Origin of the sequence: Prevotella corporis DSM 18810 = JCM 8529 (assembly GCF_000430525.1) — a bacterium.
GTDB lineage: Bacteria > Bacteroidota > Bacteroidia > Bacteroidales > Bacteroidaceae > Prevotella > Prevotella corporis.
Window position 1 is genome coordinate 154,856 of record NZ_AUME01000001.1, and the last position, 16,715, is coordinate 171,570.

Annotated in this window: 14 protein-coding genes; 7 read left to right on the forward strand and 7 right to left on the reverse strand. The window is 48.3% G+C overall.

From position 1 onward, the window contains the following. Positions 1 to 168: 168 nt before the first annotated feature. The 3 genes from H515_RS0100610 to H515_RS0100620 form a co-directional block, all read right to left on the reverse strand. Positions 169 to 1,890 (reverse strand): acyl-CoA dehydrogenase family protein, encoded by a 1,722-nt coding sequence (locus tag H515_RS0100610; RefSeq protein WP_028901437.1) that lies wholly within the window; start codon positions 1,888 to 1,890, stop codon positions 169 to 171. A gap of 161 nt (positions 1,891 to 2,051) precedes the next feature. Next, positions 2,052 to 3,074: an electron transfer flavoprotein subunit alpha/FixB family protein gene (locus tag H515_RS0100615; protein WP_028901438.1), complete on the reverse strand. Its 1,023-nt coding sequence runs from the start codon at positions 3,072 to 3,074 to the stop codon at positions 2,052 to 2,054. 4 nt (positions 3,075 to 3,078) lie between these two features. After that, the gene (locus H515_RS0100620) at positions 3,079 to 3,948 is read right to left on the reverse strand and encodes an electron transfer flavoprotein subunit beta/FixA family protein (protein ID WP_028901439.1); all 870 of its coding nucleotides are present in this window, start codon (positions 3,946 to 3,948) and stop codon (positions 3,079 to 3,081) included. A gap of 395 nt (positions 3,949 to 4,343) precedes the next feature. Between H515_RS0100620 and H515_RS0100625 the strand changes: the two genes are divergently transcribed. The 5 genes from H515_RS0100625 (at position 4,344) to cls (ending at position 10,797) form a co-directional block, all read left to right on the forward strand. Further along, positions 4,344 to 5,201 (forward strand): enoyl-ACP reductase FabI, encoded by an 858-nt coding sequence (locus H515_RS0100625; protein WP_025876005.1) that lies wholly within the window; start codon positions 4,344 to 4,346, stop codon positions 5,199 to 5,201. 337 nt (positions 5,202 to 5,538) lie between these two features. Then, entirely contained in the window at positions 5,539 to 5,784 is a 246-nt protein-coding gene (locus H515_RS14345; protein WP_154653604.1) for a hypothetical protein, read from the forward strand. Between the two features lie 5 nt (positions 5,785 to 5,789). Further along, positions 5,790 to 7,718: a DNA primase gene (dnaG, locus tag H515_RS0100635; RefSeq protein ID WP_028901440.1), complete on the forward strand. Its 1,929-nt coding sequence runs from the start codon at positions 5,790 to 5,792 to the stop codon at positions 7,716 to 7,718. Next, positions 7,715 to 9,361: a hypothetical protein gene (locus H515_RS0100640; RefSeq protein ID WP_028901441.1), complete on the forward strand. Its 1,647-nt coding sequence runs from the start codon at positions 7,715 to 7,717 to the stop codon at positions 9,359 to 9,361. Before dnaG ends, H515_RS0100640 begins: the two co-directional genes overlap by 4 nt. A 14-nt stretch (positions 9,362 to 9,375) precedes the next feature. Further along, positions 9,376 to 10,797: a cardiolipin synthase gene (cls, locus tag H515_RS0100645; protein WP_025876007.1), complete on the forward strand. Its 1,422-nt coding sequence runs from the start codon at positions 9,376 to 9,378 to the stop codon at positions 10,795 to 10,797. Here cls and rsmD read toward each other — a convergent pair. The 3 genes from rsmD to H515_RS0100660 form a co-directional block, all read right to left on the reverse strand. Continuing rightward, positions 10,792 to 11,358: a 16S rRNA (guanine(966)-N(2))-methyltransferase RsmD gene (gene rsmD / locus H515_RS0100650; protein ID WP_025876009.1), complete on the reverse strand. Its 567-nt coding sequence runs from the start codon at positions 11,356 to 11,358 to the stop codon at positions 10,792 to 10,794. The two genes, cls and rsmD, sit on opposite strands and share 6 nt — an antisense overlap. 9 nt (positions 11,359 to 11,367) lie before the next feature. Beyond that, complete coding sequence (locus tag H515_RS0100655; protein ID WP_028901442.1) at positions 11,368 to 12,180, reverse strand: DUF3822 family protein; 813 nt, start codon at positions 12,178 to 12,180, stop codon at positions 11,368 to 11,370. Positions 12,181 to 12,272: 92 nt separating this feature from the next. Continuing rightward, positions 12,273 to 12,923 (reverse strand): DKNYY domain-containing protein, encoded by a 651-nt coding sequence (locus tag H515_RS0100660; protein WP_025876011.1) that lies wholly within the window; start codon positions 12,921 to 12,923, stop codon positions 12,273 to 12,275. Positions 12,924 to 13,446: 523 nt separating this feature from the next. Between H515_RS0100660 and H515_RS0100665 the strand changes: the two genes are divergently transcribed. Together H515_RS0100665 and H515_RS0100670 are read left to right on the forward strand one after the other, a co-directional pair. Next, on the forward strand, positions 13,447 to 14,952 hold the full coding sequence (locus H515_RS0100665) for an ATP-dependent DNA helicase (protein WP_028901443.1): 1,506 nt from the start codon (positions 13,447 to 13,449) through the stop codon (positions 14,950 to 14,952). Then, positions 14,949 to 15,608, forward strand: coding sequence for a SprT-like domain-containing protein (locus H515_RS0100670; RefSeq protein ID WP_306302513.1), 660 nt, complete (start codon positions 14,949 to 14,951; stop codon positions 15,606 to 15,608). The genes H515_RS0100665 and H515_RS0100670 overlap by 4 nt, the downstream gene beginning before the upstream one ends. Here H515_RS0100670 and H515_RS0100675 read toward each other — a convergent pair. After that, complete coding sequence (locus tag H515_RS0100675) at positions 15,605 to 16,714, reverse strand: DUF4253 domain-containing protein (protein ID WP_028901444.1); 1,110 nt, start codon at positions 16,712 to 16,714, stop codon at positions 15,605 to 15,607. The genes H515_RS0100670 and H515_RS0100675 overlap by 4 nt on opposite strands. Position 16,715: the final 1 nt, after the last annotated feature.

A 16,715-nucleotide genomic window follows, 5' to 3' on the forward strand; every position in this document is an offset into this window, starting at 1 on the left:
GGACAAAAATAACTAAAATTGGGAACATGACCAATTGTTTTGGATTAAAAAGTCTAAAAGAAAAGGGCTCATTGCATGGGATGTACGTCGTTGTTGTGGCTATGCAGACATGAAAAACGGCATCCAGCGATGTTGCTGAATGCCGTTTTGGAGGATAATACCTTATCGTTAAACTTCTTCTTCGACAACTTTGAAGTGCTCAAGGTCAGCTGGCGTGAAGGCCTTGATGTAGGCAGAACTGCCGGTAACTTCTTCTTCAGCCATACGTACCAGTACGTTGGCCGACTTGGCGAAGAGATCTGACGCCTTGCTGGCATCCTCAATGAGGAGAAGCGACTGGATAATAACTGCTGTCATGTTATACAAACGGCGGGCAAGGAAGTCTTGCTCATCCTGATTGTCGTCAGCTTTCACCTTTTCAAGTGCCTCCTCATAGAGGTCGATGAGTTTTGCAATGCGCTGCTTCAGTGGTTTCATCTCTTCCGATACTTCACCTTCGAGCATCTCTTTCATGATATTCAGGTAGGTGCCGTTGGTGATGTAGCGCACGGCGGCTACTACTTGCAGCTGGGTTGTTCCCTCATAGATGGAGAAAATGCGTGCGTCGCGGAACAGACGCTGGCTCTTATATTCCATGATAAAGCCCGAACCACCATGAATACTGATAGCATCGTAAGCATTCTGATTGGCATATTCGGAGTTGATACCTTTTGAAAGCGGAGTGAATGCATCAGCCAGTCGAGTATATTTCTTCATCTCTTGACGTTCCTCAGGTGTGAGTTTTTGGTCGCGAGCTATGTCTTCCAATGCCTTGTAGATATCAACGTAGCGTGCTGTCTGATACAACAATGAGCGGCCGGCATCCAATTTAGCCTTCATACGTGACAGCATATCATACACTGCTGGGAAAGTGATGATCTTTTTCCCGAACTGTGAGCGTTCCTTGGCATAGTTGAGACCCTCGAAGTATGCTTCGTTGGCCACACCGACACTCTGAGCTGCGATACCGAGACGTGCGCCATTCATTAGTGCCATCACATATTTGATCAGTCCCATGCGGGTGCTTCCGCAGAGTTCTGCTTTGGCATTCTTATAGACCAGCTCACAAGTCGGAGAACCATGAATACCGAGTTTGTTCTCGATGTGTCTGACATCAACGCCGCCATCTCGCTTGTCGTAGATGAACATGGACAAACCGCGACCATCTCGTGTACCTTCTTCTGAGCGGGCGAGCACCAAATGCAAGTCGGAGTCACCGTTGGTGATGAATCGTTTCACACCGTTCAGACGCCAGCAGTTCTCCTTTTCATCGAAGGTTGCTTTGAGCATGACACGCTGAAGGTCGGAACCGGCATCGGGTTCGGTAAGGTCCATTGACATGGTTTCTCCGTTGCTGATACGCGGAATGTACTTTGCCCGCTGTTCATCCGTACCAAACTCATAGAGAGTATCGATGCATGATTGGAGCGACCATATATTTTGGAAGCCCGCATCGGCAGATGAAATCATCTCAGAGAGCATGGAGAATACCACGTTAGGCAAGTTCAAGCCACCGTATTGGCGAGGCATGCTCACTCCCCACAGACCTGCCTTGCGTGTTGCCTCAAGGTTCTCGTAGGTTTTGCTTGCGTAATGCATGCGGTTGTCAATGAGATGGGGACCTTCTTGGTCAACGGCCTCAGCGTTAGACTCGATGATATTGGCTGCGATATCGCCCGTAATATCGAGGATGTGCTTATAGTTCTCGATGGCATCCTCGTAGTTTACAGGTGCGTCATCATATTTATCTTTGTCCGCAAAGTTGCGTTCTTTGAGCTCAACGATGCGTTTCATCAGCGGGTGGTTCAGATGAAAGCCAATCTCCGGATGGTCTTTATAGTAATTTGGCATAACTTATTTCTTTTCTTTTATTGTTTTTTATGAAGAAAAACACATGGAACGGCCTAATAAAATCAAGGGAAGTGTCCCTGTCAGCTCAGGATGCTTGCCCGACATCATTGCAATGATGCGGCCCCATGTTTGCTGCGATGTGAGCATAGGCCTGTTTCATTCTACTTGCTGTTCTCCTTATAATATTTAATTAACTTCGGAACCACTTCCTCTACCGTACCATTGATGATGTAATCGGCAATCTGATTGATGGGCGCATCTGGATCGCTGTTGATGGAAATGATGATACCGGCATCCTGCATTCCTGCAATGTGCTGGATTTGGCCAGAGATGCCACAAGCGATATATACCTTTGGATGAACCGTCACACCGGTCTGACCCACCTGACGGTCGTTAGGAATCCAGCCAGCATCGACTGCTGCGCGTGATGCCGCAACCTCCGCATGGAGTTCCTTGGCCAATTGGAAGAGCAACTCGAAGTTTTCTTTTGAGCCTACTCCGTAACCGCCTGCCACAACGATAGGAGCGCTCTTCAGATTGTTCTGTGCCGCCTCAACATGACGGTCGATAACTTTCACGGCATAGGAGGCTTCCGATACATATTTGCCAACTTCTGGATACACCACCTCGCCCTTTGCCTTGCCATCGTAGATTGCTTTCTGCATCACACCTGAGCGGACGGTAGCCATCTGTGGGCGATGGTCGGGATTAACGATAGTCGCCACGATGTTTCCACCGAAGGCCGGACGTATCTGAAACAAGATGTTGTCATAGTGTTTGCCAGCCTTCTTGTCGTCGTACTCACCTATTTCAAGCTGGGTGCAGTCGGCTGTCAGGCCTGAGGTTAGCGAAGACGAGACCCTTGGTCCGAGATCGCGTCCGATGACCGTTGCTCCCATCAGGGCTATTTGTGGTTTCTCCTCCTCAAAGAGATTCACGAGGATGTCGGTGTGCGGCGATGACGTGTAAGGGAAGAGCCCCTCACCGTCGAAAACAAAGAGTTTGTCAACTCCGTAGGGCAGAATTTGCTCCTCTACCTTACCTTTGATGCCCGTACCGGCAACAACAGCATGGAGTTCTACTCCCAATTCGTTGGCGAGCTTACGACCTTTCGTAAGCAATTCCTGTGAGACTTCCTGAACGGTTGTCCCTTCTATTTCGCAATATACAAATACGTTGTTCATGTCCTTAGCCAATTATCTTTTCTTCTATCAATTCTTTCACTAATCCTTTGATGTCTTCATCCGAACCGTTGATAGTCTTGCTTTCCTTTGCTTGGAAAACAATGTTCTGTACGGCTTTGACCTTTGTTGGTGAGCCTGATAAGCCACACTGTGCCTCATCTCCGTCAACGTCAGCCACCGACCATTGGTTTAATGTCAGGTAAGGACGGGTTTCGTAGAGTTCTTTCCATGCTTCCTTGCCAGTGCGTTCCATTGGGCACGTGGCATATTTGTATTTCATCACGAGACGGGCATTGCGTGGACGTGCTGGCGCAGCGGTGCCGTTGACAGTGATAACGACTGGCAGTGGAGCAACCACTGTTTCCACACCACCGTCGATATGACGGCGGATTGTAGCTTGCCCATCCTCAATTTTCAGGATTTCCTCTGCGTATGTTACTTGGTTCAATCCCAGTTTCTGCGCCACTTGTGGCCCAACTTGTGCTGTGTCGCCGTCGATGGCTTGTCGTCCACCGATTACGATATCGACATCGCCGATTTTCTTGATGGCAGTGGCCAGTGCGTAAGAGGTGGCCAACGTGTCGGCGCCAGCAAATTTACGGTCGGTCAGCAACCAGCCAGTGTCAGCTCCACGATAGAGTCCTTGGCGGATAATCTCACCTGCGCGAGGAGGTCCCATGGTCAGTACTCCCACGGTAGAGCCTGGATGCTGTTCTTTTAGTCTGAGTGCTTGCTCAAGTGCGTTCAAGTCTTCCGGATTGAAGATGGCTGGAAGGGCTGCGCGGTTCACCGTTCCGTCGGCTGTCATGGCGTCCTTTCCTACGTTTCTTGTATCTGGTACTTGCTTAGCAAGTACTACAATTTTCAAACTCATAAATATATAATGTGTTATTAAGAATATTAATTGATAGGATTCGGAGAACAAAAGTACATTATTTTTGGAAGACTGGCAAATAAAAAGCACAAAATAGCCCCGTCGTCTGCACAAAATTGTAACATTGTGCAGATAGAAACTTACACTGTTAACACTGTTTTTTTCTTTGTATCGGATGATTTTTCGCCGATGATTGGGTTGGAAATCCGCTAAAAATTAGTCTTGAAAATTGGATTGGCATGTTACCGACAATATTCTGTCAGGGCTGATTCTTATTCTCCGAAACCAGCGTTTAGGAAGCTCTGAAAGCCCGATTCCGCCCATTTTAACAATAAAAACTGCACTAATTCGACTTTTTTGTGTAATTTTACACCCGTTAATGATATAATGAAATTATGGGTAACAATTTATTATCAGGAAAAAGAGGTATCGTCTTTGGTGCACTGAACGAAATGTCCATCGCATGGAAAGTAGCTGAACGCGCAGTAGAGGAAGGTGCTAAAATCACGCTTTCGAACACACCTGTTGCCGTTAGAATGGGTACTGTCAACGCTTTGTCGGAGAAGTTGAACTGTGAGGTGATACCAGCCGATGCTACCAGTGTGGAGGATTTGGAGAATGTGTTCAAGCGCTCAATGGAAATACTGGGCGGGAAGATTGATTTCGTGTTGCATGCCATCGGTATGTCGCCCAACGTTCGCAAGCATCGCACTTACGACGACCTTGACTACAAGATGCTCGACACGACGCTCGACGTGTCGGCGGTATCGTTCCACAAGATGATTCAGAGTGCAAAGAAGCTTGATGCCATCAGCGAGTACGGGTCGATTGTGGCCCTTAGCTATGTTGCGGCACAGCGCACGTTCTACGGTTATAACGACATGGCTGACGCAAAGGCCCTCTTGGAGAGCATTGCGCGCAGCTTTGGTTACATCTACGGTCGTGAACACCATGTCCGTATCAATACCATCTCGCAGTCGCCGACCATGACAACTGCAGGGCAGGGTGTGAAAGGGATGGACAAACTCTATGATTTCGCCAACCGTATGTCGCCACTCGGCAATGCTACGGCTGAGGAGTGCGCTGATTATTGCATTGTGATGTTCTCCGATTTGACAAAGAAGGTGACCATGCAAAACCTCTATCACGACGGTGGCTTCTCCAATGTGGGCATGAGTCTTCGGGCAATGGCCACTTATGAGAAGGGACTCGACGAGTACAAGGACGAGAATGGACACATCATCTACGGCTAATCAAAATGAGCTGTGTGGAGGATTCTTTAATGGAATCCTCTTTTTTTTGTTTTTGTAATAATGACGCCACCGTTTTAAGAGGCTATTGTAACGGTGCGGTCGGCGCGCTTTTGTTGTCGGGCGGCTGATGCGTTGTGGACTGTCAGTTTGAGTAAAGAATGTTTACAAATTATGATTCTTGTCTGATTTTGTAAACCGCTGATTGCCAGTGTTGTAGCATTTTTACGTCAAAAGCTCATCTATCGCATGGTGAAAGCTCATCTATCGCATGGTGAAAGCTCATCTATCGCATGGTGAAAGCTCATCTATCGCAAGACGACCGCTTAGGTTTCGTGAGATGGAAGTCAAATTATTTTACAATCTTTTGTTCGCCATGCGCTTTTGCCGACAGCGAATCCCTGTTTGGACAATGCGTTACGACACTCGGCTGGATGCTTTGAGGCAGTTGATTTGCCGACGATCGTTCCTCTGCATTGCAGCCAATCCCAAAAGTTTGTTTGCTTGCGATGCACAAATGAGCAGATATTTTGTTATCTTTGCAGATGTAACATTCGATAATTGTGTTCCTGATAGATTCCAATAAGATATATGATAGACAGACCAACGGTAGATAGGATAATGGAGGCGGCCAACATTGTTGACGTCATTTCGGAGTTTGTCTCGCTGCGAAAGGCGGGGACAAGTTTCAAGGGACTGTGTCCTTTTCACGACGACCGTACACCATCGTTCTCGGTCAGTCCGGTCAAGGGAGTCTATAAGTGCTTTTCGTGTGGCGAAGCGGGCAACGTGGTGAACTTCATCATGAAGCATGAGCAGATGACTTATCCTGAGGCGTTGCGCTGGATAGCACGGAAATACAACATCGAGGTGCAAGAACGCGAGCTGACGAGCGAGGAAAAACGGCTGGAAAATGAGCGCGAGTCGATGTTCTTGGTGAACGAGTGGGCGTCAAAGTATTTTCAGGACATTCTCAAGAACCATGCCGATGGACAGGCAATCGGCTTGCAGTATTTCCGCAGTCGTGGCTTCCGCGACGACATCATAGAGAAGTTTCAACTGGGTTTCTGTCTAACGGGTCGTCAAACGTTTTCCAATGCGGCGCTGCAGGCAGGTTACAAGAAGGAATTCCTACTGAAAACCGGACTCTGCTATGAGCGTGAGAATGGTGGTCTGATAGACCGCTTCAACGGTAGGGTTATCTTCCCTTGGATAAGCGTCAGCGGTAAGGTGACGGCTTTTGGCGGACGACTGCTTGACTCCAGGACAAAGGGTGTCAGTCAGAAATACGTCAATTCGCCCGATAGCGAGGTTTACCACAAGGAACGCGAGCTATATGGCATCTTTCAGGCCAAGAAAGCCATCGCCAAGTTCGACCTTGTTTATATGGTTGAGGGCTATACCGATGTAGTGGCCATGCACCAATGCGGCATAGAAAATGTGGTGGCCAACAGCGGAACGGCGCTTTCGACCTACCAAATCAAGCTGCTAAGACGCTTCACTTCCAACATCGTGCTGCTTTATGATGGCGATGCGGCTGGCCAGCACGCAGCCTTGCGAGGTACGGACATGCTGCTCTCGGAGGGAATGAATGTGAAAGTGCTGCTGCTTCCTGATGGAAAAGACCCCGATGAGATGGCAAAGAGCTATTCGGCGGAGGATTTCCGTAAATATATTGAGGACAACCAGACCGACTTTATCGTATTCAAAATTAATGTGTTGCTCCAAGGTGTCACCGACCCCGTGAAGAGGTCGGAGGCCATCAACTCCATCGTTAGGAGCATTGCGGTAATCAAAGATCCGATACTCCGCGACACCTATCTCCGTGAATGTGCCCACCGGACGGGAACAAAGGAAGAGACGCTGATTCTACAGATGAACCGTTACATCTACAACAACAAGGAACAGCAGCGGAAAGAAGAGCAGCGAAACGAGACAGAACAGCCGACACCAGAGCCTTTGCGACCGGCGACACCGATGCAGCAGGCTTCGAAGGTGGAGACGATGCTTGTTCAGGCCATCGTCCGCGACGGTGAGAAGATAATTATTCGTGATGTCCAAAACGAAGAGACAGGTGAGACAATCAATTTGAACGTCGCACAGTATATAGCCTATGACCTCGGACTCGACAATCTCGTCTTTGCCAACCCGCTTTCGGTGCAGATTCTAACGGAGGCCGTTGAGCACAGCAACGACCCAGGCTTTAAGGCTGAGGAATATTTCACCCATCATCCTGACATCCATGTCTCGACTCTTGCCGTACGGTTGAGTGTCGAACAGTTCCAGCTCTCTGAGAGTCTGCAAGTCAGAGAGAGGGAAATTGAGCGAAAGGATCGCATCATGCACCTCATTCTCGATTTCCGGATGGACTATGTTGAGCATCATCTCAAGGAACTACAGGTCAGGCTCTCGCAGGAAAAAGACATTGAAAAGATGATGGAAGTCATGGGAGAAATCAAGAAAATGCAGAATATGCGCAATATATTGGCAAAGAAATTAGGCAATGATATAGTAGTATGATTGACAAAATCAGGAGTCTGTTCAGACATAAAATCCGGTTCTCTGATGCCAATTCAGCCAACAACCGACGATGGGTTGGCAAGGGACTGACGGCACTCAACTGCGAAGTCGAGTGGCGGAAGGACGGCGAAGAGGATGTGGCCCACTATGATTTTCAAAGTGGTCACTTCGGGATTCGTGTGCAGAAGAATACCCCCAACGTTCTCTTGTCGTTCCTTTTCATTGCCGAAGCTCCGATGCTGGAGATAAACAATGTGCGACAGTTGTGCAATCAATTCAATCTGAGTTCCGATGGACCACGTTTCGCCTATTCAATCAATGAGGAAAAGAATCTGATTAACGTCCATCTGTTCTATAATCTGTTGCTTGACGAGGACCGTGTGAGAGCTATCCTGTCGCGTGCCATGACTGACCTTTTTGGTTGGCAGAACGTTTTCCTGCGGAAGCTGGGCGATTTGCTGAAAAATCAGTATCGACAGAACGACAATGACGTGGAATTGACTTCAAAACAGCTTGCACGCGAGCTGTTCTTGCTAAGCCAGCAAGAGCTCACCCATCGGAGCTCGCCCCTTGTATGGCGTCATAATGAGGTGCGGAAACTGACTCTGAAGCAGTGGATGGATACGGCTTGCGATCTTCATAGCTTTGTTCCGTCAGAGCTAACGATCATGACCGACAAAGTAGAGACGTTGAATGAACGCAAAATGATTGAGGATTTCGAATTCCATTCTTTGCTGATTGCTGACAAAGCGTTCAAGAGAAAGAGTGCAACGCTTAACCTCACATTCTTTTCACCTTCTGAACCAGACCGCAGAAGGTATGCCACTATCTTCGTTCAACAGGCCGAAGGCGAAGGCGATGCTCTCCGTTATAGGATAACTTCCACACTCATGCCGATGTCGGTAGATGCCAACGGCGCTGACTCACACAAGCAAACGCAGCCGATGACAGTGTCAGCGCTTGTGGAATATGACTTACGAACCGACAAACAGCAATCCGATGAGTTCCGTTACATGTGGCAAGATGCAAAAGACAAGATTGAAAAAGGCGAGGTTGACTCCCTGAGTGACGAGCAAAGGCTGATTGCCAACACCGTGTTGCCTGATGTGGCGAAAAGTCTTTATCGAGGCAAGCAACTCTATTTGCAAGGTAGATACTACGAGGCTATTCTGCATTTGGAGAATGCTTTCTACTTTCTGCACGGCAGTTTCAATGAGTTGTATGGCTCAGAGCAGGAGAATTACTTTGAGGTTTGTTACATGTTGGGCTTCTGTTACAATAGTTTGGGAAACTATCAACGAGCTTTCTATTATCTGACGTTCACCATCGGCCTGAATCGGATCACCTTTACCGAAGAGTACATCAACTGTCTGGTCAACATGGGTGACTTCCGAGCATTGGCTTATATAAATAACATCATCTCGGAACTGGAGAATGCCTATGGAAAGGGCGACGACGGCGATGCCCCGGAGCCACACATGCAGGCTTTTATCTCATTTCTCCAACGGCGAAAGGCCTATATCTATGTCGAACAGGGCAAGTTCGACGATGCCGAGGCGCTGCTGAAATCATTGCTTAACGACCCTTACAGCAGCGACTTCGCATTGAAAGAGCTGGCCTATCTTCAACGATTACGAACCTAAAACTGTAGAATGGCATGATTTACGTTCATTGGATAGTCTTAGTTGCCTACACGGTTGTGGCCATTATCGCACTGATTACCGTGTTGATGGAGAACCGTCAGCCCGCAAAGACTATGGCCTGGGCGTTAGTTTTGGTATTTATGCCCTTGGTGGGAATCGTGCTTTACTTCTTCTTTGGTCAGCATACGCGCAAGGAAAGGCACATCTGGCAGCGCAGTCTCGACCAATTGACAAAGCGGTCGATGCTCGAATTTGTCGAACAGAAGAACCTTCAGTTGCCTGAACGTCACCTGGAGTTGATAGATCTCTTTATGAATCAGAACTGGGCGCTGCCTTTTAAGGACAACGAAACTGAGGTTTTCGAGTCGGGTTATGAGTATTTTCCCTCTCTTCTCCAAGCGATAGCGAAGGCAAAGCACCACATTCACATCATCACCTACATCATAGATGACGATCCTTTGGGTAATCTCGTGGCCGATGCGCTCATCGACAGGGCTCGCGAAGGTGTCGAAGTGCGTTTTATCTATGATGATGTGGGGTCGTGGAAAACCAAGAACCGTTTCTTTGAGCGTATGCGTGAGGAGGGTATCGAGGTGCATCCGTTCATGCCTGTTAGGTTTCCGCTGTTCACAAGGAAAGTGAATTATCGCAATCACCGCAAGATTTGCGTCATCGATGGTCAGATTGGGTTCATCGGTGGGATGAATATTGCTCGTCGTTATGTGAGCAGTCACAAGCAAAAGCTCTGGCGCGACACGCATGTGAAGATTGTTGGCTCTGCGGTCTATGGCCTTCAGCGCTCGTTCCTTGTGGATTGGTTCTACGTTGTCCGCACACTGATAACCGACAGGAAGTACTATCCCAGCTCAATTGTTAAGCCCAACAACTGTCTTGTTCAAGTTGTCACGAGCAGTCCGACGAGCCAATGGCCTGAGATAGAGCAGGGTTATATGAAGATACTTTTGAGTGCGAAGAAGTATGTCTTTATGGAGACACCTTATTTCCTGCCCACCGAGCCCATTATCTTTGCCATGCGGACGGCTGCCGTGTCAGGTGTTGACGTTCGTTTGATGATTCCTTTGCGAACCGACACGAAGATTGTGGAGTGGGCTTCGCGCACTTATGTGATGGAAGCGGTGCGCGCTGGTGTCAAGGTGGTGCTCTATACAGCAGGCTTCAATCACTCAAAGCTCCTCGTCAGCGACGATTGCCTGTCGTCCATTGGTTCAAGCAATGTCGATTTCAGGAGTTTCGAGAACAATTTCGAGGCCAATGCATTCTTCTACGATGAGAAAATGGCTTTGAAGGTGAAAGGGATTTTCCTCAATGATGAGGCCAATAGTGTTCCATTGGAAGAGGTAAAGGACATTACCCACCGTTCGTTCCTGCAGCGTTTGTGGGAGTCGGTGGTGCGATTGTTGAGCCCGTTGTTATAAATCGGTCAGTTCTCCGTTGTTGGTCGGTAAGGGTTGAAACAGCGAGAAGTTGACACTCCCATAGCTTCTGTGCTCCTTGAAGTTGGCATGGGTCGAGAAGTCATTCTGTTTGCCATGTTCAAACACGAATACGCCGTCAGCGTTCAGCAGGTCGTATTGGAAGATTAAATCAGGGATGGTTGCCAATTCGGGTAAAGCGTAGGGAGGATCGGCAAAGATAAGGTCGAACTTCTGATGGCAGCTTTTCAGGAACCGGAAAACGTCGCCACGTATCAGAATGTCGTTTTCTGCTTTAATCTTCTTCAGGCATTCAGCTATAAAGTGTGCGTGGTCACGGTCTTTCTCCACGCTCACCACCTCCTTGCATCCGCGCGAGAGCAATTCGAGTGTGATGCTTCCCGTACCGGCGAATAGGTCAACTGCTATTGTGTCCTCCAAGTCGATGTAACTGTTCAGCACATTGAAGATATTCTCTTTGGCGAAGTCAGTGGTTGGCCTTGCTTTGAACGTGTGAGGAATATCGAAACGCCTGCCTTTGTATAGTCCTGTTATGATTCTCATGTTAGCTTTTTAACTCAAATACAATGCCTTCAGGTCGTAGGGGATGTCCTTTCGCTTGGCGAAGGAATTGTTGTTGAAGTCTATTTCTTGGTCGAGCAGATAGCAGCGTTGCAGGAACTTGTGCGCCTCCTCGTTGAGTTGTGTGCCGTTCGGGATGTTACCTGCAAGGTGAAGCTCGTCGCTTTCGGCATTCATGCCTATTTCTTTCCACGCATAAAGGATGAAATAGAGCATGTCGTTAATGCTCGATGCCTCGTAAGAGTTGCTGAAACGGAAGCGGTTCTGCTGAAAACTGAAAACCTCTAATTGCTTCTCATGATAATAAACAAACATTTTTCGTCGAGAGCCGGCTGAGGCACGGTGGTGCAGATGCGACCAGACGGCTTGCATCATCGGTTGTATTCTCACATCTTCAAAGTGGTCGTCAACCACCAGTCTCAGGTCTTTGTTGATGGTGAACACTGCCACGGCATTAAGATCGGGCAACACACTCGTCACCACGTCGTCGCTCCGTCTCCATTTGAGTGTGTGTTTGTAGAGTGTCTCCACGTCCTGTTCTTGAAACTCGTCGGTCGGTACGAGCATAACGGGGTTGTCGATGAGAATCAACGTGCGTCTGAATCCGCTCTGTAGCAGTTCGGAACGGTTGAAAGCCTCGCGCAAATTGGCCGCTATGGATATGCCGTTGTTCAGCTCATATTGCTCGTAGGCAATGTGTTCGTCCTGCTGTGGGTCGCCCACCGCGAACGAAAGGTGGTTGGCTGAGATGCGAATTGTCAGTCGCAGCTTCTTGTCCGATGTTCTATGGTCGATTTTTTCCATAACTTGCAATATGCTGCAAACTTACATATTTTTTTCCGATTATGCGGTTTTCTGTCCCAAAAATATTGTTGGTATTCGGCTGCCAGCTGCGATTAGTTCACCTTCTTCCCACGGTAGTAGGTGCGGAAAGTATCTTCGGCATACCCGTTTTGCAGCAGTTTGAAACTGTCGGGATTGGCTTGCTCCACGATTTTGCCCATATAGTAAACACGGAATGTGTTGGCCGCATATCCCTCGCCGAGGTAATGGAGTGCGTCGGGGTTGGCATTCTCCATGATTCGCCCCATGTAGTAGGCTCGGAACGTGTCGCACGCATATCCCCCTCCCAGCTCTTTGAACGAGTCGGGGTTGGCTTTCTCGACTATTCGCCCACGGAAGAGTACGGCGTTCGAGGTCACCATGTATCCGCTGCACCTGTAATCACCTCTGTCGTAATAGCTATCGTCATAGTCGGGGTGAGGCCACTGCGGCACTTTCAGCCGGAAGGTCAGCGGATCGACGAACTCCATTATCTCGCCACGGAAGTAAACGTTGTACCGGTCTTTGGCATAGCCGAATCCCAACTCGATGAACGTCGGCAAATCAACGTTCCCAAATGGCTCTCCACGATAAAAGGCGATACCGTTTTCGACAAAGTAATCGCCCTGTTGGCTTTGCGCCTTGACGATGGCCACCGAGCCTTGCAGCAATAAGCACACAAGCAGCGTGCGTAGGATGTTTCCAAGTGGTCTATGTGTCTTCATCTTTCTTAAAATGATAGTTGTAGTGCAAACTTACATATATTTTTCCAAAGAGTTGCAAAACACTGTGTTCTTTTTATCAAAGTTTTGCAAACGTGTCTGGCACGTCAGTCTTATGGGCTTGGGGAGGGACGGCAAGAATCAGCCGATATTTCGACTATGGCAGTCGGGACGACATCGGTTGATTGTAAAGTATTTTCGCTGTCACTGCCCAAAACTTCAGCTTTTGCCCGGTGATCGGTCACCTTTTGCCGCTCGAAAGCTGACCTATTGCAGTATGAAAGGTGAGGAATGACTGTTGGAAAAATAAGATATTGATTCATAGCACCTTACAGGATTTTTGCAAAAGACTGTTTTGTCAACATATTTTACCTTTCACTATAGTCGCTTGTCTTTTGCCCTTGACCGTCCATTCCTTGGGAGGAATCACAACGACGCATTGCCGATTAGTTGCTGAAGATGCGACAATTTTTTTGTTCACCTCGAATAAATCACTTATCTTTGCAATTCCATATTTTAGAAGTCGATGATACAAGACGAACTGGTATATCAGATTTTACAGGAATTCCGCTTCACCCCCACCAACGATCAGGCCAATGCACTGCGTGTGTTTTCCGAGTTCATGACCGACAGGGATGAGCGTGCGGCGATGATTCTTCGTGGATGTGCTGGCACGGGCAAGACTTCGCTGGCCGGAGCCATGGTTAGGACGCTCCGTCGGTTGAGCTTCAAGGTTGCGCTCCTTGCCCCGACGGGTCGTGCGGCCAAGGTGTTCTCCTTGAATTCCGGTTTCCCAGCCTCAACCATCCATCGCCGCATCTACCGCGAGAAGGCCTTCAATGGCGCTGACGGACGGTTCAATCTCAATCAGAACATGTATCGCGATATGCTTTTCATGGTCGATGAGGCTTCGATGGTCAGTCTGTCGTCAGGCAATACGGCATTTGGCAGCGGATGTCTGCTCGACGACCTGATAGAATATGTTTACGGTGGCACTAATTGTCGTATGCTGCTCATCGGCGATAAAGCCCAGCTGCCGCCTGTTGGCGAGGAGGAGAGTCCAGCGTTGCGGTCCGATGTTCTCCGCTCTTACGGCCTACGGGTCTATGAGTGCGACTTGGATGAGGTGCTAAGGCAGGGGCAAGACTCTGGAATCCTTTGGAATGCGACGATGATACGCCGGATGATTACTCACGACGAGGCCACGCAGTTGCCACGGATCCGCCTCAGCGGTTTTGCCGATATTTCGGTAGTGCCGGGCGATGAGCTGATAGAGAGCCTTGCATCGAGTTTCTCGGCCGTGGGAGTGGATGAGACAATGGTCATCACCCGTTCGAACAAGCGGGCTAATATCTTCAACCAAGGCATCAGAAACACGGTTCTGGGACGTGAGGAGGAACTGACGACGGGCGACTTGTTGATGGTGGTGAAGAACAAATACCTGACACCACGCAATCCCTCGACAAAGGAGGCGTCAGTAAAAAGTAAAGGCTTACAAGGCGATGCGCGGCAGTCAGCAAGCTCGAACCAACCACCTTTCGGGGGAATCGACGGAGGCTTCATTGCCAACGGTGACCGTGCCGTCGTGCGTCGTGTGCGCAATGTTCGTGAGCTTTATGGCTTCCGTTTTGCCGATGCTACCTTGGAGTTTCCCGATTATGACAAGACGGAGATAGATACGGTGGTCATCCTGGACACGTTGATGACAGAGGCACCAGCTTTGACACACCAACAGCACGAGCAGTTGTTCGACAATGTGGTGGCAGACTATGCTGACGTTCCGCTGAAAGCCGACCGCATGCGGCAGATTCGTGAGGACAAGTACTACAATGCTATGCAGATCAAGTTCGGATATGCCGTCACCTGTCACAAGGCGCAGGGCGGACAGTGGGCGAACATCTACCTCGATCAGGGCTATATGACCGATGAGATGCTCACTCCCGACTATATCCACTGGCTCTACACAGCTTTCACAAGGGCAACGGAACATCTTTACTTGGTGAACTGGCCGAGACAACAAATGGAAGAATGATGGAAGCAATGGAATTGACACAGGATTACATCAGGCTGGCTTTTGAGAAATACAACAGGTTGATATTCGACGACAGGCTGCCACTGCCTGTATTAAAGCTCTCTAAGGCACGTACCCGCCTCGGACAGATGTCGTGCAAGCGTGGCTTTCTAAAAAGAAAACCCTACGATTTCATAATTTCTATTTCCTCCTATTATAAACAATCGCAGCAGGAAATAGACGATGTCATTATTCATGAGATGATTCATTATTATATCGCTTACAACGAAATAAAGGACACTTCGGCGCATGGGAAGGTATTTCGCTCAATGATGGCAGAGATAAACCGGCGATACGGACGCCATCTGACCATATCTGTTAAAACAAAAGGAATGGAACCGACCATTGCCAAACAGCCAACGACTTGCCTTGTGTTGGCAATCGAAATGGATAACGGCACGTGTTACCTCTCTTCGGTAAATCCTAAGTTTGCCCATGAGATAGCCTTGACAATCTCACGCATATCTTCCGTTACTTCCCATTCATGGTTCACGACGCAGGATGCGTTCTTTCTCAATATGCCCCGTGTTCGTTCGCTTCGGGGACGTAAGGTTTCGAGAACGTTCTATCAAGAAATGATGGGCAGAATGAAACCATTTGAATTTCCTATGATTTAATCCCACCAAAATTCCCAGATGGATGAGTCGCAAATAGAATTGGCGGCATTGGCGATAGTACCGTAACCTTGATAAATATAGTCAGGACAATAAGCAAAATGCTCTAAGGCGACATCGATTGCTTGAGATTTGGCAATGGGTTTGTCAAGATAATAGCCGACCATGTCGCTATCAACATAAGCGGGAACAGCCCCATAGCGCTCAAACCAATACTTTGCCACGGCCATGTGGTCGGTGACGGCGATGTCGTAGTTGTCTGCATAGAACGGCAACCATGCAAAAACTTCCCAGGCATGCTTCACCGGAACTTCTGCCAACAAAACGTAGTCATAGGGCAGAAGTGAATTGTCAGACCGCTCAAAGAAACAATTCCTTCCCTCTAACTTCTCCTCGCATTCGCCAATGATGTCCTTGCGCCAATCGAGACTTCCGTCCTGTTCTATATCCGCTTTGGAATCAGCCAGCAATTCGTCAATCTTCTTGTGCCCGTCTGTGACAGCTGTTGCGAGCATATTGCGTCGCCATGCCCTCACTTTCTTCATATCGACGGAATAACACGGACCATCGGGATCGATTTCGGCGGTCAATCCTATGAAGTTATTTGCACTGACAGGAACTAAGACTGGATAAAAGCCTTGCGATTTACCCCTCTCAAGTGCTGATTTATAGGCTTCCGTGATTTCAAAGACAGTTGTTGATGAGTCGAATTCTTGATAGTGACAGTCAAGAAACTCCTTTGTGAGGCGTCTAAGCTCGTCAATGTCAACGTGTTCTTCATCGTCTGTCCTTACGCTATCTTTAAAAACTCTATATAATCGGTAAACCTTGATGAAGCGATAAGCCATAAAAGCGGTTGTGATTGCTGCAACAATCACCTTGTGATGGTTAACAATACTGGCTACCAACAGACCTATCGTTAGCAAAAATAACGCTCCCCATGTATAGACTTGACGTTTAAGGATATTGGAAACACCGACCCAATCGCTCTTGGCAGTCAGCGTTTCCAAATCCAATTCCATCTGTTTCTCCTTTCTTTGCTTGCGTTGGTACAGGAAAGCCATAAGTACCAACACGGCAATCAGAACCAAGATGAAGGTTAAATCCATA